This window comes from Aeromicrobium sp. Leaf245, assembly GCF_942548115.1.
Lineage (GTDB): Bacteria > Actinomycetota > Actinomycetes > Propionibacteriales > Nocardioidaceae > Aeromicrobium.
In genome coordinates, this window is sequence record NZ_OW824151.1 from 963555 (window position 1) to 978814 (window position 15260).

The 15260-nt window shown below is 70.1% G+C and carries 20 protein-coding genes and 3 tRNA genes; 13 read left to right on the plus strand and 10 right to left on the minus strand.

Annotation, left to right across the window (positions count from 1 at the left end; translation table 11 throughout):
• Positions 1 to 27 precede the first annotated feature (27 nt).
• The gene (locus tag NBW76_RS04780; protein WP_056556107.1) at positions 28 to 819 is read left to right on the plus strand and encodes an SGNH/GDSL hydrolase family protein; all 792 of its coding nucleotides are present in this window, start codon (positions 28 to 30) and stop codon (positions 817 to 819) included.
• A 37-nt stretch (positions 820 to 856) separates the two neighbouring features.
• Here NBW76_RS04780 and NBW76_RS04785 read toward each other — a convergent pair whose 3' ends face one another.
• Positions 857 to 1690 carry an SDR family oxidoreductase gene (locus tag NBW76_RS04785; protein ID WP_056556104.1) on the minus strand — a complete coding sequence of 278 codons (834 nt, stop codon included), beginning with the start codon at positions 1688 to 1690 and terminating at the stop codon, positions 857 to 859.
• Positions 1669 to 3021 carry a cytochrome P450 gene (locus NBW76_RS04790; protein ID WP_200931198.1) on the minus strand — a complete coding sequence of 451 codons (1353 nt, stop codon included), beginning with the start codon at positions 3019 to 3021 and terminating at the stop codon, positions 1669 to 1671. The genes NBW76_RS04785 and NBW76_RS04790 overlap by 22 nt, the downstream gene beginning before the upstream one ends.
• A gap of 81 nt (positions 3022 to 3102) precedes the next feature.
• On the opposite strand from NBW76_RS04790, the gene NBW76_RS04795 reads away from it, so the two are divergent.
• The 3 genes from NBW76_RS04795 (at position 3103) to NBW76_RS04805 (ending at position 5844) form a co-directional block, all read left to right on the plus strand.
• Positions 3103 to 3720, plus strand: a complete 618-nt coding sequence (locus tag NBW76_RS04795; protein ID WP_055963777.1) for a TetR/AcrR family transcriptional regulator — start codon at positions 3103 to 3105, stop codon at positions 3718 to 3720.
• A gap of 316 nt (positions 3721 to 4036) precedes the next feature.
• The gene (locus tag NBW76_RS04800; protein WP_156364866.1) at positions 4037 to 5287 is read left to right on the plus strand and encodes a hypothetical protein; all 1251 of its coding nucleotides are present in this window, start codon (positions 4037 to 4039) and stop codon (positions 5285 to 5287) included.
• A 62-nt stretch (positions 5288 to 5349) separates the two neighbouring features.
• A complete protein-coding gene (locus NBW76_RS04805; RefSeq protein ID WP_156364865.1) occupies positions 5350 to 5844 on the plus strand; it encodes a hypothetical protein in 495 nt (164 codons plus the stop codon).
• 116 nt (positions 5845 to 5960) lie between these two features.
• Here the strand turns inward: NBW76_RS04805 and NBW76_RS04810 are convergent, their stop codons facing one another.
• The 5 genes from NBW76_RS04810 to NBW76_RS04825 form a co-directional block, all read right to left on the minus strand.
• Positions 5961 to 6155 (minus strand): hypothetical protein, encoded by a 195-nt coding sequence (locus NBW76_RS04810; RefSeq protein WP_156364864.1) that lies wholly within the window; start codon positions 6153 to 6155, stop codon positions 5961 to 5963.
• 90 nt (positions 6156 to 6245) lie between these two features.
• Positions 6246 to 6482 (minus strand): helix-turn-helix transcriptional regulator, encoded by a 237-nt coding sequence (locus NBW76_RS16935; protein ID WP_082482031.1) that lies wholly within the window; start codon positions 6480 to 6482, stop codon positions 6246 to 6248.
• Between the two features lie 134 nt (positions 6483 to 6616).
• Positions 6617 to 6692, minus strand: a tRNA-Phe gene (locus NBW76_RS04815).
• Positions 6693 to 6783: 91 nt separating this feature from the next.
• Positions 6784 to 7395 (minus strand): malonic semialdehyde reductase, encoded by a 612-nt coding sequence (locus NBW76_RS04820; protein WP_056556100.1) that lies wholly within the window; start codon positions 7393 to 7395, stop codon positions 6784 to 6786.
• A 117-nt stretch (positions 7396 to 7512) separates the two neighbouring features.
• Positions 7513 to 7586: transfer RNA gene (locus NBW76_RS04825), tRNA-Asp, on the minus strand.
• A gap of 154 nt (positions 7587 to 7740) precedes the next feature.
• On the opposite strand from NBW76_RS04825, the gene NBW76_RS04830 reads away from it, so the two are divergent.
• The 7 genes from NBW76_RS04830 to NBW76_RS04860 all read left to right on the plus strand — a co-directional run bounded on the left by NBW76_RS04830 (position 7741) and on the right by NBW76_RS04860 (position 12796).
• Positions 7741 to 8274, plus strand: coding sequence for a cysteine dioxygenase family protein (locus NBW76_RS04830; RefSeq protein WP_056556097.1), 534 nt, complete (start codon positions 7741 to 7743; stop codon positions 8272 to 8274).
• Positions 8271 to 8729 (plus strand): rhodanese-like domain-containing protein, encoded by a 459-nt coding sequence (locus NBW76_RS04835; RefSeq protein ID WP_055963795.1) that lies wholly within the window; start codon positions 8271 to 8273, stop codon positions 8727 to 8729. The genes NBW76_RS04830 and NBW76_RS04835 overlap by 4 nt, the downstream gene beginning before the upstream one ends.
• The gene (locus NBW76_RS04840) at positions 8726 to 9538 is read left to right on the plus strand and encodes an ABC transporter ATP-binding protein (protein ID WP_055963798.1); all 813 of its coding nucleotides are present in this window, start codon (positions 8726 to 8728) and stop codon (positions 9536 to 9538) included. The genes NBW76_RS04835 and NBW76_RS04840 overlap by 4 nt, the downstream gene beginning before the upstream one ends.
• A 30-nt stretch (positions 9539 to 9568) precedes the next feature.
• On the plus strand, positions 9569 to 10189 hold the full coding sequence (locus tag NBW76_RS04845; RefSeq protein ID WP_055966194.1) for an ABC transporter permease: 621 nt from the start codon (positions 9569 to 9571) through the stop codon (positions 10187 to 10189).
• On the plus strand, positions 10186 to 10941 hold the full coding sequence (locus NBW76_RS04850) for an ABC transporter permease (RefSeq protein WP_082482029.1): 756 nt from the start codon (positions 10186 to 10188) through the stop codon (positions 10939 to 10941). Before NBW76_RS04845 ends, NBW76_RS04850 begins: the two co-directional genes overlap by 4 nt.
• Before the next feature lie 24 nt (positions 10942 to 10965).
• Entirely contained in the window at positions 10966 to 11871 is a 906-nt protein-coding gene (locus tag NBW76_RS04855; protein ID WP_056556094.1) for an ABC transporter substrate-binding protein, read from the plus strand.
• A 112-nt stretch (positions 11872 to 11983) separates the two neighbouring features.
• Positions 11984 to 12796 (plus strand): alpha/beta fold hydrolase, encoded by an 813-nt coding sequence (locus tag NBW76_RS04860; RefSeq protein ID WP_056556091.1) that lies wholly within the window; start codon positions 11984 to 11986, stop codon positions 12794 to 12796.
• A 142-nt stretch (positions 12797 to 12938) separates the two neighbouring features.
• Here NBW76_RS04860 and gluQRS read toward each other — a convergent pair whose 3' ends face one another.
• From gluQRS to NBW76_RS04875, 3 genes are all read right to left on the minus strand, one after another.
• Positions 12939 to 13799 (minus strand): tRNA glutamyl-Q(34) synthetase GluQRS, encoded by an 861-nt coding sequence (gluQRS, locus tag NBW76_RS04865; RefSeq protein WP_056556089.1) that lies wholly within the window; start codon positions 13797 to 13799, stop codon positions 12939 to 12941.
• Positions 13747 to 13932: a hypothetical protein gene (locus NBW76_RS04870; RefSeq protein ID WP_055963809.1), complete on the minus strand. Its 186-nt coding sequence runs from the start codon at positions 13930 to 13932 to the stop codon at positions 13747 to 13749. Before NBW76_RS04870 ends, gluQRS begins: the two co-directional genes overlap by 53 nt.
• Before the next feature lie 124 nt (positions 13933 to 14056).
• Positions 14057 to 14132 (minus strand) — tRNA-Glu (locus NBW76_RS04875).
• Between the two features lie 111 nt (positions 14133 to 14243).
• Here NBW76_RS04875 and NBW76_RS04880 point away from each other — a divergent pair.
• Both NBW76_RS04880 and NBW76_RS04885 read left to right on the plus strand, forming a co-directional pair.
• Positions 14244 to 14585, plus strand: a complete 342-nt coding sequence (locus tag NBW76_RS04880; protein ID WP_082480410.1) for a metallopeptidase family protein — start codon at positions 14244 to 14246, stop codon at positions 14583 to 14585.
• Positions 14578 to 15237 carry a pirin family protein gene (locus NBW76_RS04885; RefSeq protein ID WP_055963816.1) on the plus strand — a complete coding sequence of 220 codons (660 nt, stop codon included), beginning with the start codon at positions 14578 to 14580 and terminating at the stop codon, positions 15235 to 15237. Before NBW76_RS04880 ends, NBW76_RS04885 begins: the two co-directional genes overlap by 8 nt.
• The last annotated feature ends 23 nt before the right edge of the window (positions 15238 to 15260 follow it).

Below are 15260 nucleotides of genomic sequence, written 5' to 3' on the forward strand. Positions count from 1 at the left end.
GTCGGGCGCGCCACCTAGCCTGTCCGGATGAGCTTCCAGAGGTACGTGGCCCTCGGCGACTCCTTCACCGAGGGCGTCGGCGACCCCGACCCGACCCGCCCCAACGGCGTGCGCGGGTGGGCCGACCGGGTGGCCGAGGTGCTCGGCCGCGGTGCGGTCGGCGGGGGAGGCGACGGCTTCGGCTACGTGAACCTCGCGATCCGCGGTCGCAAGCTGGCCGCGGTGCTCGACGAGCAGCTGGAGCCCGCCGTGGCGGCCCGGCCCGACCTCGTCTCGCTGTACGCGGGCGGCAACGACATCATGCGCCCCAAGGTCGACATCGACGCGCTCGTGTCCCGGTACGACGACGCTGTCGGGACGTTGGCGGGCACGGGGGCGACGGTCGTGCTGTTCACCGCGTTCGACCCTGCGGGCTTCCCCATCTTCTCCGCCGGGCGCGGGCGCTTCGCGATCTACAACGAGCTGGTGCGCGAGGTGGCCGACCGGCACGGCACGCGACTCGTCGACTTCTGGCGCATGCGTGAGTACCGCGACCCGAGGATGTGGGCCGTCGACCGGCTGCACATGTCGTCGGCCGGCCACCAGCGGATGGCCATCGCTGTGCTCGACGAGCTGGGCGTGCCGCACGACCTCGAGCCGCTGCCCCTCGTGGACCCGCCGGCACGGACGCCCCGGGAAGCCCGGGCCGACCACCTCGACTGGGCACGCACGCACGCCGCCCCGTGGGTGAAGCGCCGCCTCACGGGCACCTCGTCGGGCGACACCCTGTCGGCGCGCTACCCCGACCCCTCGCGCCTCGGAGCACCGTCGTCCGAGTGACGGCGGATCGGCCGATGACGCTCCGAGACGCGGGGACTCAGGAGTGGGCGGCGCGCTGCTCGTAGGCGTCGCGGATCTCCTCGTCGGCGTCGGCCAGGACGCCGTCGGTGCCGAGGGCCCGACCGAGCGTGTCCTTCGCTCGTCGTGGGAGCAGGTTGGCCCCGTAGTAGATCGCCTTGGCGTGCCGCGGCACCCAGGTCTCGAAGCGCGGCTTCCGCGCCACCGCCACCACGGCGTCGGCCACCTCCTCGGGGCGGCACGGACGCATGCCGCGCGTCGCCTGGATGCCTGAGCCCAGCTCGGTGGCGACCACGGTGGGCAGGATCGCCGAGACGTCGACGCCCCGGGGTGCGAGCTCGGTGCGCATCGCCTCGGTGAAGCCGACGACGGCGTACTTGCTCGCGCTGTAGGTGGCGCCGTGCGGCAGGGCGATGCGGCCGACGCCGGACGCCACGTTGACCACGTGACCGCGACCTCGCGCGATCATCGCCGGCACGACGAGCTTGGTGCCGGTGATGACGCCGCGCAGGTTCACGTCGAGGATCCGGTCGGTGGCGTCGTCGGTCTCGTCCACGAGCGGGGAGATCGGCATGATGCCCGCGTTGTTGACGAGCACGTCCACCGGCCCGACCTCGGCCTCGGCGAACGCGACGAACGCGGCGAAGGACGCGCGGTCGCTCACGTCGAGGCGGTGGCCGACGGCGCCGCGACCGACGGAGCGCGCCGCCTTGTCGACCAGGTCGTCGTCGAGGTCGCCCAGGACCACGCGGGCCCCGGCCGCGGCGAACCGCTCGGCGGTGGCCAGACCGATGCCGCGCGCGGCGCCGGTGACGAGGACGGTGCTGCCGGTCAGCTGGTGCGTGCGTGCCATGTCGCTCCTTGGGGGAGGGGTGAGAGGTGGACGGGCTGTCCGTCCTTCGGGAACGGGAGGGAGAGGTAGCTCAGCGGAGCCCGGTAGTCGGGGTCGACGCTCCAGCGGTGGTGCCGCAGCAGGTGCACGAGGATCGAGCTCACCTCGGCGCCGGCGAAGAACAGGCCGAGGCACTTGTGCACCCCGCCGCCGAACGGGTCCCACGCGTGCCGGTGGGCCTTGTCCTCGCGGCGGTGCTCGGCGAAGCGCTCGGGGTCGAAGCGCTCCGGGTCCGGCCACAGCTCGGGCAGGTGGTGCGACAGGTGCATCATCACGACGACGAGCCGGTCGGCCGGGATGCGTCGGCCGAGCACCTCGGTCTCCTTCACGGTGCGCCGGGCGACCACGGGGACGGGCGGGACCAGCCGCAGCGCCTCCTTCATCACCAGCGGGATGTCGACGAGCGTGTCGAGGTCGTCGAGGGTCGGGTGCTCCGGGAGGGCCATCGCCTCGGCCCGGCAGCGCTCCTGCCACTCGGGGTGCTGGCCGAGCAGCTGGACCATGGTCGAGCTGGTGATGGTGGACGTGTCGTGCGCGGCCATGAGCAGGAAGATCATGTGGTTGACGACGTCGTCGTCGCTGAACGTGCTGCCGTCCTCGTCGCGCAGGCGGCACAGCACCGAGAACAGGTCGGTGCCGTCACCGTCGCGGCGGCCGGGCAGGTGGCGGGCGAAGAAGTCCTCGAGGAGTCGCCGTCCGCGCAGCGCCCGGCCCCAGCGGGTGAACGGCACGTCCAGACGCACGAGGGCGGTCGCGGCCTGGACGCAGTCGATGAAGGCGGCGTTGACGCGGTCGAGCTCGCCGGGGTCGGTGGGCTCCACGCCGCCCATGAAGACCTCGGTCGCGACGTCGAGGGTGAGCGACTTGAGCGCCGGGTACACCTGGACGTCGGGTCCGTGCTCCCAGGCGGCGATCGTCCGGCGGACCGGCTCCTGCAGGGCGGCGGTGTAGCCGGCGAGGTGGTCGCGCGTGAAGGCGGCCTGCATGATCCGGCGGTGGCGGTGGTGCTCCTCGAAGTCGAGCAGCATGAGCCCGCGGTCGAAGAACGGCCCCACCAGTCGCCCCCATCCTGGTCCGCTGGCGAAGGCCTTGTCGGCGTTGCGGAACGCTGCCTCGCAGGCGTCGGGGCCGAGCAGCACGGTCCACCGGTCGCCGATGAAGTCCATCTCGCTGACGGGGCCGTAGCGGTCGTGCTGGTCGCGCATCATCGCGAGCGGGTCGCGTACGTAGCGCAGCGTCTGCCCGACCCACGGGAGCCCGCGTCGGTACGGGGCGTCCACCGGTTGTGTCATGGGACCTCCAGGAGTGACCTGCATCACGGGTCATCCTGATTCAGGAAGGGCGTCCTGTCAATATCCACGTATGATGTCGACATGGCGGTGAAGGCAGGGGTCTACGGCGGACGGACGCACGAGGAGCGACGGCGGGAGCGGCGTGAACGGCTGCTCGAGGCTGCCCTCGAGGTGTGGGGCACCGAGGCGGCCGGACCGGTGACGATGACCCGGGTGTGCACGACCGCCGGACTCTCCGAGCGCTACTTCTACGAGCAGTTCACGAACCTCGAGGCGGCGCTCACGGCGGTGCTCGAGGCGGTCGCCGCCGAGATCGCGTCCGCGTCGGTCTCGGCGCTCGAGCAGGCCGAGGGCGACGCCGAGCAGCGGGTGCGCGCCGGTCTCGCGGCCTTCGTGCGCATCCTGACCGACGACCCCCGCAAGGGACGCGTGGCGATGATCGAGTCGGTCGCGCTGCCGGCGCTGCGGGCACGCCGCGCCGAGCTGCTGCGCGACTTCGTGGCGCTCACCGCCCAGGAGTCGCGGTCGCTGCACGGGCCGAGCGCCTGGGACGAGCCCGAGGGTCGGCTGGCCGCCACGATGTTCATCGGCGGGATCGCCCAGCTGGTGACCGACTGGCTCGAGGGTGCCGTCGAGGCGGAGCCCGACGACATCGTCGACGCGGCGGTCCACCTCTTCGAGGCCACCGCGCACCGCTGAGGGTGCGCTCGTGCCTCCGGACGGGAGGACGCGGCGCGGGAGATCCGTCGCGCCAGGCCGGTAGCGCGCCAATCCGACGGTCGTCCTCGAGGCGAACCTCTTCGGCGGAGTCGGGCGACCTCGACATCGTGTGACAGTCAGGCAATAACGGCGTCGATAACATGGCAGAAGCCGAATAATGACAACAAGGTCGAGAAGTACCTACGTTCGTCTCGAAACGGTGTGGCCATCTACTGAATCCTTGACGGCGGCCACCTGAACGCCGAAACTGCGGGCACCGCTTGCTTGAGCGGAACCAATCTCGGGGGGTCGAGGCATGCGTACAAGCTTGTTGGGCGCACAAAAAATCGGAGTCAGCGCAGTCGTGGGCGCGGTGGCAGTTGTGGGACTGACTTGGCAGAGCGCAACCGCCTCTGCTGACGACGAGGTCGTCGTCTCGGTCGGGGTCGCTGATGCGCAAGGCGACCCGGCAGCACATGTCCCCGTCACCCTCTACGCGTGGCCATCGGCAAAGGACCTTGCCGATGTGAGGGTGGGACAGCAAGTTGATCGCGTGGAGATCGCGCGACGCGCGACCTCACGGACGGGGCAGGTCGACATTCTTGCGAGCGACATCGCCGACATCACGAACCTCATGCATGGCGAGAAGTACCTCGACATTGACGTCGTCGGCGACCTCGGGTCAGAAGGCATCGTGACTCGGACGGTGACGCTCGCGGACTCCCGTGTGGCTGACGGTGTGCCTGAATCTGCGGCCGTGGTCGACAGCAGGACGGGCGACGTTTTGCGCGGCTCCGAAGTCGCTCTAAATGCGCCTTCGACGACGGCTACAGCCGGCAAGCGGTCGTACTCGGCGACTGGCCAGACCGTGGGTGAGTCCGACGAAGAGTCGAAGTCTCAAGCGGAAGCGCTGACGGACGTGCCTTCGCCGACGAGCACCAAGGCCAGTCAGGACGAGGTCTGCCCGTCCACCGGCACCACCTTGATCGAGAATCTCGGAAACCGTTGGGTCAACGTCGGCAACGCCCTCATCAGGGTGAGCGGGAAAGAATCAGAGTTCGTCTACAGCACTCTGGCGTCGACGTCGCTCGGGACCGCTATCGAGGTCGACGGCATCTTCACCGCTTCTGATGCAGTAACTCGCGAACACACCCTGAAGGTCGAGTTCCCGAAGATTACTACTCCGCAGTACCTGAATTTCGACACTCAGTTCTCGTACGGCAAGTACTGCACGTTCTACCCCACGAGGGGCGTCAGCGAAGTGACGGTGCGCCCCATCAAGCACGAGGGCGGTACGCGAACCCGAACGGGTCGCAGCACGCTCGCAACACCCAACTGCACTCCCTACGCCGCGGGCTCGTCAGGCACGAAGAACTCTACCGAGGCGATCAGGTGGAACAACGGCGTCAAGATCGAGGCAGCCATCGGCATCGACCTCTCCTCGCAGACGGGGTTCACGACCGCGGCTGAGCAGAAATGGAGTTTCACGACGGCTGGAAACTTGTGCGGCAGCGCCGACTTCCCCGGTGGTGACGCCCGAGTCATCGCCATGCAAGGGCTCACGTGAGAGGTTCACCTGTACGGGTTTCGTCCCAGTCTCGACGGGTCGCGGCGGTCCTAGCCGTTGCCTTGTTGGTCGCGGCCACGGCGAGCTGTTCGAGCAATGGAGTCCGGACCGGCGAGGCGCTCGATGTCGGATCGGCGTGGACTCTTTGCCAGGCGAATGGCAGCGAGCCGAAGACGTTCGGGCAGGCACTACTCAAGAACACTACTCAGTCAGACGTCACGCTCGAGTCCGCAGAACTGATCGATGCCCAGGGACTGGAGATCGTTGGCGCAGCGATCGTGCCTAGCGACAAGAAAGCGAATGGGCTGGTCTGGTCTCAGTGGCCACCCGCCTATCCCGGGGCCGAAGAGACTTTAAAGGAGGAAGGTCAGTCTGTTCCCGGCGCGGTTATCAAGCCGGCCCAGACATGGTTTCTCTGGGTCGGCGTCCGCGCGCGGACCGGTGCAGGCTCGTCTGGGGCCGTGCGCGTCAACTATCTGCACGACGGGCAAGAACTTCAGCAAGAGGTTCGCTATAGCCTTCAGATCGTCGCCGGAAAGACTTGCCCCGAGGCGTGACCTCCTCTGTTCGATCCAATGTCGTGAGTGGGCCTCCTGCTGCGCTTGCGCAAATGTATGACTGCGCTGCCAAGAATTCAGCCAGGCATAGGCGCGGCTGATCGGCTTTCCATCGGCTAGCGCGCCCCGCTGCGACGAATTACGGACTCATCGGAGGCTGCCTCCACGTAGGCGCGGCCCTTTGAGGCAAAGCGCTCCGCATAGTTCAGAGCCTCGCGGGTCGCCCTGATGTCGACATCCCACTGGTGCCGGGTCACGGCCCGCTGCTCTGGTGCTAGCTCGTCGTACGGGATGTCGGCGGTGTCACCCATGGCGTTAGTCCTATCGAGGTGGTAAGCGCCGCCCGAGCCGCCAGACACTTCGAAGATACGCGTCCTCAAGTTAGATCGCTGCGTCACACGTCACCACACACGGACGCTGACGTCGAGGGCCTGGGCAAGCATCGGGAGATGACTCGCGCCGAGGTCCTGTTGGCCGCGTTCAAGTCTCGACAGCGTGGAGTGGTGGACCCCAACGGCCTCGGCGACAGACGCCAGGCTCAGTCCAAGTTCAGTGCGACACGCAGCAACGCGGAGGCCCAGTTCCGTGAGCGTGGCTCGACGGCCTTCGGACCTGCCCGCGGGCTCAGTAGCGGGCATCCACTCACTCCTTGATCGGGCAGGTTTGAGAAATCAAACCCTCCCGCGACTTCCGCGGGCCATCTTCGATCTGAGTCTGGGATTCGAGGGGAAACAATTACCCCGGAAAGCAGTCCCGATCACCGGGACCGCTCTGGTGGTCAGGAGCGGGGTCGAACCGCTGACCTTCCGCTTTTCAGGCGGACGCTCTACCAACTGAGCTACCTGACCGTCGCCCGTGAGCGGGCGACCGCCACCTTATCGCACCGGATCGGCGGACCTGAAACCGGTTTGGGTGGGTGCGGCAAAGGGGGGCCGGACGTCAGACGACGCGCACCGCGTCGTCGAACTCGATGCGCGGGAGGCGCTCCTGCCAGGCGTCCGGGCCGGGGTGGCCGAGGTTCACCACGAGCTGCGACCGCCAGCTCGTGCCGCCCAGGAAGTCACGGTCGACGCCGCTGCGGTCGAAGCCCGCCATGGGTCCGGCGGCCAGACCGGTCGCGCGCACCCCCATGAGGAAGTAGGCGATCTGCAGGGCCGCGTTGAACTCGGCCTGCTGGAAGCGCATGGCCTCGTCGGCGTCGTACATGTCGCGGGCACCGGGGAAGGGCGGGAAGAACTCCGGCAGGTGGTCGTGGAAGTCCGTGTCGGCCGCCAGGATCGCGACGAGCGGGGCCGTGGAGGTCTTGGCCTTGTTGCTGCCGCTCATGTGCTCGACGAGACGGGCGCGGGCGTCGGGGCTCTGCACGAGGACGATCCGCAGGGGCTGGTTGTTCATGGCCGTGGGGCCGAACTTGGTCACCGCGTGGACGGCGCGGATCTCCTCGACCGTCACGGGCTCGTCGGTGAAGGTGTTCGCCGTGCGCGCCTCGCGGAACAGCGTGTCGAGGGCCGTGTCGTCGAGGACGTACTCGCTCGTGGTCGTGGAAGTCATGGAACGTTCAACCATCTTGGCTCCGCCGAGCATTCCGACTGTGACGCACTGGACACCGGCGCCGGAGCACGAAGAAGGCCCGCACCTGATGGCGCGGGCCCTCTTCTCGTTCCTCTGCGACCCCGACCGGACTCGAACCGGCGACCTCCGCCGTGACAGGGCGGCGCGCTAACCAACTGCGCCACGGGGCCTTGCAGTGCGGCGTAACCGCGACGGTCACTCTATCCCATGGGGTCGGGCGACCACAAAACGGGGGCTCGCCTATCACCGCACGTCGGCGCCCAGCGGTGCGTCCGCATGCCGGGACCCCGCCCGCGAACGGTCGCGGCGCGGTTCGATCGACCCATGAAGCCTCGCCGTCACCGCCGCGCACTGCCCCTCGCCCAGCTGGTCGAGCGCGCGACCTGTGTGGCCGACGAGGTCCGCGCCGAGCTGCACTCCGTGCACGCCGACCCCGACGAGCGCTGGCACGTGCGCCTGCACCACGACGACGACGTCGACGTCTGGCTCATCTCCTGGACCCGGGAGCAGGGCACCCAGCTGCACGGGCACGGCGGGTCGAGCGGCGCCTTCACCGTCGTGTCCGGCGAGCTCGAGGAGACCGTGTGGGACCCCGCCGTCCGCGAGGCCGACGGCGCCACTCGCACGCGAGGGGACGTCGTCGCCTTCGGCCCCGGGTACGTGCACGACGTGCGCAACGTCCTCCCCGGCACGGCGGTCAGTGTCCACGTCTACTCCCCGCCCCTGGAGCGGATGGACTTCTTCGACGTCGAGCCCGACGGAGACGGATCGGCTCGACTCGTCCGGCTCGCCCACGTCTGGACCGACGACCCGGAGGTCGAGGCGCCCGCACGGGACGCTCGGCAGGCTGCCTCGTGAGCGCGCTCGCGGCCGAGCCGCCCCGCAGGGCGGCACGCTTCGCCTCGGTCGACGCGCTGCTGGCCGACGCCCGCAGCCGGCTGGTCCGGGTCAGTCCTCACCAGGCGGCGCACCGCACGAGGGCCGGCGCCCGGCTCGTCGACATCCGCCCGCAGTGGCAGCGTGAGTCCGACGGCATCGTGCCCGGCGCCCTCCACGTGGAGCGCAACCACCTCGAGTGGCGTCTGCACCCGGAGTCCGGCGCCAGCCTGGCGGAGGCCACGTGGGACGCCGAGTGGATCGTGCTCTGCACCGAGGGCTACACGTCCTCGCTCGCCGCTGCAGCGCTGCGATCCCTGGGTCTGGACGCCACCGACGTGGTCGGTGGGATCCACGCGTGGCGCGCCGCCGGGCTGCCCGTCGACACGTTTCCGATTGCCGATGTCGGTGCGGCCGTGAAGACTGTCGTCCCATGATCGAGTACCGGTCCGTCGGCAAGACCTTCCCCGACGGGACCCAGGCCGTCGCCTCCTTCGACCTCACCATCCCGTCGCGCACGACGACCGTGTTCGTCGGCTCGTCGGGGTGTGGCAAGACCACGCTGCTGCGCATGGTCAACCGCATGGTCGACCCGAGTGCCGGGCAGGTGCTCATCGACGACGTCGACGTCGCGACCTCCGAGCCCGTGCAGCTGCGCCGCAGCATCGGCTACGTCATGCAGCACGCCGGCCTCCTGCCGCACCGCAAGGTCGTCGACAACGTGGCCACCGTGCTCCGGCTCAACGGCACCGACAAGAAGGCGGCGCGCGAGCGGTCGCTCGAGGTGCTGCGCACGGTCGGGCTCGACGAGTCCCAGGCGCGCAAGTACCCCGGGCAGCTGTCCGGGGGGCAGCAGCAGCGCGTCGGGGTGGCGCGCGGGCTCGCGGCCGACCCCAACATCCTGCTCATGGACGAGCCGTTCGGCGCCGTCGACCCCATCGTCCGGCTCGAGCTGCAGGGCGAGCTGCGCCGACTGCAGCGCGACCTGGACAAGACCATCGTCTTCGTCACCCACGACATCGACGAGGCCTTTGCCCTGGGCGACCAGGTCGTGATCCTCAAGAAGGGCGGCGAGATCGCGCAGGTCGGCGCACCGGCCGACATCCTCGCCGCGCCGGCCGACGACTTCGTCGCCAGCTTCGTCGGCCTCGACAAGGGGGGCCGGTCCCTGCGCGTGGAGGATCGTGACGGCCGCCGTGTCGTCGTCGACGCCACGGGGCGCCCCGCCGGCGTGCTGGAGGACTGAGCCGTGGAGTGGGCGTGGCAGAACCGCGACATGGTGCTCGAGCTCTTCTGGGCCCACACCTGGCTCAGCCTGGTGCCGATCGTCATCGGCTTCGTCCTGGCCGTGCCCATCGGCTGGTACGCCAGCCGGCACCCGAGGCTGCGCGGCACGCTGCTCGGGGCGGGCAGCGTGCTCTACACGATCCCGTCGCTGGCCCTGTTCGTCACGCTGCCGGGCATCATCGGCACCGGCTTCCTCGACCCGCTCAACGTGGTCGTCGCGCTCAGCCTCTACGCCGTGGCCATCATGGTCCGCACGGCCGCCGACGCCTTCGAGTCGGTGTCCCCGGCGGTGCTCGACTCCGCCACCGCCACCGGGTACTCGTCGCGACAGCGGGGCTTCGGGGTGGAGCTGCCGCTCGCCGGTCCGGTGCTGCTGGCCGGGCTGCGGGTCGTGAGCGTCTCCACGATCAGCCTGGTGAGCGTCGGCGCGCTCATCGGTGTCTCCAACCTCGGGTCGCTGTTCACCAACGGCTACCGGCGTGACTTCCTGACCGAGATCATGGTCGGCCTGGTCGGCATCGTGGTGCTGGCCCTGGTCATCGACGCCCTCCTGGTGCTGGCCGGACGCACGCTCATGCCGTGGGCGCAGACGAGCGGAGCGAAGCGATGAGCGTGGTCTCCGACGCCGCAGCCTGGCTCACCGACGGCGCGAACTGGTCCGGCGAGCGCGGCATCCCGAACCGGGTGGTCGAGCACCTCGGGTACACGAGCCTCACGATCGCGGTGGCCGCGGCGATCGCGGTCCCGCTGGGTCTCTACATCGGCCACACGGGCCGCTTCCGCGGGCTCGCGATCAGCGTCACCGGCGCCCTGCGCGCTCTGCCGACGCTCGGCGTGCTGACCGTCTTCACCCTGCTGCTCGGCATCGGCCTCGGCGCACCGATCCTGGCCCTCGTGGTCCTCGCCGTGCCGCCGTTGCTGGCCGGCGCCTACTCCGGCGTCGAGTCCGTCGATCCCCAGACGGTCGACGCCGCACGCGCCCAAGGCATGACGGAGTGGCAGATCCTCACCAAGGTCGAGGTCCCTCTGGGCCTGCCACTCGTCGTCGGCGGCTTCCGGGCCGCCACGCTGCAGGTGGTGGCCACGGCGACGGTCGCCGCCTACGTCTCGCTCGGCGGGCTCGGCCGCTTCATCTTCGACGGCCAGGCCGTCCGCGACTACCCCCAGATGGTGGGCGGGTCCGTGGTGGTCGTCGTCCTGGCGCTCCTGCTCGACGGCCTGTTCGCCGTCGCGCAGGGTGCTGCCGCCCGCAGCGCCCGCCCGACGCGGGGCGCCGGCTCCTCGCGCGACGACACCATCGAGACAGCCACCACCCAGACCTCCACCACCCAGACCTCCACCACCCAGACTTCCACCACCTGAGCACGACCACCCCCAAGGAGAGACATGTCCGTGCACAAGATCGGGATCGGCGCCGCCCTCGCGGCCGCCGCCCTCACCCTCACCGCCTGCGGCGGTGACCCCACGGAGGCCGGCGCGTCCGACTCCGACACGATCGTCGTCGGCTCGGCCGACTTCACCGAGGCCGAGATCGTCGCCGAGATCTACGCCCAGGCCCTCGAGGCCAAGGACGTCAAGGTCGAGAAGAAGCTGCGCATCGGTGCGCGCGAGGCCTACATCCCCGCGCTCGAGGGCGGCGAGATCGACCTCATCCCCGAGTACACCGGCAACCTGCTGCTCTACTTCGACAAGAACGCCACGGCCACCGAGCCCGGTGCGGTCGAGGACGCGCTCGACGACGCGCTGCCGGGCGAGCTCGAGACGCTCGAGCCCGCCCCGGCCGAGGACAAGGACTCCTACAACGTCACCCGGGAGCTCTCCGAGTCCGAGGGCATCACCTCGATCGGCGACCTCGCCAAGCTCGGCACGGTCAAGGTCGGCGCGAACCCCGAGTTCGAGACCCGGCCCTACGGCGTCCCCGGCCTGAAGAAGGTCTACGGCGCCAAGGACGTGGAGTTCACGCCCATCAGCGACGCCGGTGGACCGGCCACGATCAAGGCGCTCAAGGACGGTGACGTCGACGTCGCGAACATCTACTCGACGACGCCCTCGATCAAGGCCAACGACCTCGTGACCCTCGAGGACCCGGAGAACCTGATCGCGGCGCAGAACATCATCCCGCTGATCAACGACGCGAAGTCCAGCGACGTGGTCGAGGACGCTCTCGACGCGGTCTCGGCCGAGCTGACGACGGAGGACCTCATCGAGCTCAACGGCCGTGTCGACGGCGACGAGAAGGCCTCGGCCGCCACCGTCGCCAAGGAGTGGCTGGAGGAGAAGGGCCTCATCTGATCGATCGGACCCGCGTCACGGCCCGGCACCCGCGTGGGTGCCGGGCCGTGGTGCGTCCGGCCCCGGTTCGGTGCGCCCGGGATGCGCCAGGGAGTGTGGCACCCTGTGACCCGTGCCACACGCTCATGTCAACGGGATCTCGTTCCACTACACCGACTCCGGCGAGCCGTCGCCCGGTGCGCCGACGCTGGTGATGGGCCACGGCCTGCTGTTCAGCGGGTGGATGTTCCACCCGCAGGTGGCGGCGCTGAAGGATCGGTATCGCTGCATCACGGTGGACTGGCGCGGCCAGGGGGACACCCCGGCCGCAGCGGACCGCGCTGCCGACATGGACTCGCTCACGGGGGACCTGGTGGCGCTGCTGGACCACCTGGGCCTCGACGCGGTGCACTACGCCGGTCTGTCGATGGGCGGGTTCGTGGGCATGAGGCTCGCGGCCCAACACGCGGAACGGGTGCTCTCGCTCGTGCTGCTCGACACCAGCGCCGGCCCCGAGGACCCCGAGAAGGTCGCGCAGTACCGCACGCTGGCGCGGGTCTACCGCTGGCTCGGCATGGGGCCGGTGCGCTCGAAGGTCGAGCCGATCATGTTCGGCCCGGACCTGCTCGGCTCGTCGCGGCGCGACGAGGTCGTCGGCCCGTGGATGGCGAAGCTGGCCACGGTCGACCGCCGAGGCATGCGCGCGGCGATCCTCGGGGTGACCGATCGCGACCCGATCGCTCCGGAGCTGGACCGGATCGAGGCACCGACCCTGGTGATCGTGGGGGAGGACGACGTGGCCACGCCGGTGGCCAAGGCCGAGGCGATCGTGGCCGGCATCGCCGGTGCTCGCCTCGAGGTCGTGCCGAAGGCGGGGCACTCGAGCACCATCGAGCAGCCCGAGGCCGTGACCCGTCTGGTGGAGGACTTCCTCGCCCGTTTCTGAACGACTGCTCGTGTGGCTGCGGTGCCTCCGGGGCCGAGGTAGGTGGTGCGCGGACACGGCGCCGCCATCCGCGGCTCTCCCACCTCTGGGTGGTCCGGCAGTGCGGGCCACCTACCGCCCGGGGGAAGGGAAAGGGGCGGCCTCAGCCGACCACGGTCCAGGGCTGCCGCGGGAGTGATGCGGGGTCGAAGGATGCGAGCAGGTCGGACGGGGTGTCACCGCTCAGGCCGAGCGACGCCGTGATCATGGCCCAGGCCTGGTCGCGGCCGAGCTCGCGGAGCGTGACCGCCCCGTCGCGCTTGGCCAGGCGGACGCCCTGGGTGTTCACGGCGAGCGGCACGTGCGCGTACGTCGGCTGGGCGTGGCCGAGCAGCGTGGCGAGGTTGGCCTGTCGCGGCGCCGACGTCAGCAGGTCGTCGCCGCGCACCACCTGGTCCACGTCCTGCGCCGCGTCGTCGACCACGACGGCCAGGTTGTAGGCCGGCACGCCGTCGTTGCGACGCAGGACGAAGTCGTCCACGGCTCCCTCGACGTCGCCGTGGAGCTCGTCGTGCACGGTCCACGTGGGCGTCGCGGACCGCAGCCTCAGGGCCGCCGGCCGCTCGGCGGCGCGCGCGGTGCGTTCGTCGGCGGTCAGGTCGCGGCAGGTCCCCGGGTAGGCACCGGGCGGCAGGTGGGGTGCGCTCGCCGCCTCCTGCACCTCACGACGGGTGCAGAAGCACGGATAGGTCAGGCCCGCCGACTCGAGGGTGGCGATGGCGGCGTCGACGACGTCGCGACGTTCGCTCTGGCGCACGGCGGGTCCGTCCCAGTCGATGCCGAGGGCGCGCAGGTCGGCCAGCTGCTGCTCCTCGGAGCCGGCGCGGACGCGGTCGAGGTCCTCGACGCGCATCAGGAAGCTGCGTCCCGTCGAGCGGGCGAACAGCCAGGCGAGGAGCGCGGTGCGGAGGTTACCGACGTGCAGGTCGCCGGACGGCGAGGGAGCGAAGCGTCCGGCGGGCATCGTCCGAGTATGTCGGACGGGTCTCGAGGTGGCGCACGATCATGGTCACGAGCTGGTGGGCCCCGAGCAGGAAGACGGCGCCGATGGCGAGAGTGAGGACGAGACTGACGAAGGTGAGGAGGACGGCGACCATGGGGTCATCGTAGGTCGAGAACTACACGCGTCCAACTCGAGTTTTCGCAGGTCAGGGCATATTCCTGGAAAAGAGCCCAGAAGTGACCAAGATCACATTGAGACGGCTCGGGCGAGGGGAGATCTGGTACCCCCTACGGGATTCGAACCCGCGCTACCGCCTTGAAAGGGCGGCGTCCTGGGCCGCTAGACGAAGGGGGCGCGGCCGCCCCAGCATACGGGGCCACGGAGGCCGACGGGACGCGCCCGTCACCCCGCGTGCTCCGCCCCGACGGCCGTGGAGCGCTCGGGCAGGATGGACCCGTGGTGGAGATGAGCGAGGACCGGTTCGCCGAGCTGGTCGAGGCCGCGTTCGCGCAAGTGCCCCCCGAGCTGACGGCGATGCTCGACAACGTGGTGCTGTTCGTCGAGGACGACGCCCCGCCCGAGGACCCCGACCTGCTGGGGCTCTACGACGGCGTGGCGCTCACCGAGCGCGACACCGCCTACGGGGGAGTCCTGCCCGACCGCATCACGATCTACCGCAACCCCACCCTCGCGATCTGCGACACCGAGGACGACGTGGTGCACGAGGTCGGCATCACCGTGGTGCACGAGATCGCGCACCACTTCGGCATCGACGACGCACGGCTGCACGAGCTCGGCTATGCCTAGTCGGGTCCGCCGCGCGGGCGAGCGCTACGTCACCGAGGGCGAGGGCGTGCGCACGCTCCACTCGTTCTCCTACGGCGCGCACTACGACCCCGACAACGTGGCGTTCGGTCCTCTCGTGGCGATCAACGAGGAGCTCGTCGCGCCGGGTCGCGGGTACGACGCCCACCGCCACGCCGACGTCGAGATCGTCACCTGGGTGCTCGAGGGGGCACTCGCGCACCGCGACACCACCGGCCACGCGGGCACGATCGCGCCGGGCGTGGCGCAGCGGTTGAGCGCCGGTGAGGGGGCCGAGCACGCCGAGCTGAACGCCTCCCCGACCGAGCCGCTGCGGTTCGTGCAGATGATGCTGCGCTCCCGTCACGACGCCGCGCCGCAGTACGCCTCCGCGAAGGTGCCGGAGAAGCCCGGGCTCCATCCGACCGTGCCCGTCCATGCCGACGCCGAGCTCCTGGTGGCGCGTCCTCGGGGCGACAGGCCGCTGGAGGTCACCGGTGCCGCGAAGGTCCTCGTCCACGTCACGCGCGGCGAGGTGGTGGCCGACGGCGTCCGCCTCGGGCCGGGCGACGAGCTCCGCGCGACCGACGTCGAACGCGTCCTCGTCGCCGGTGACGGCGAGGCACTGGTCTGGCGACTGCCCGACGCGCGCTGAGGAGCCGGACGAGGCGTCACCCC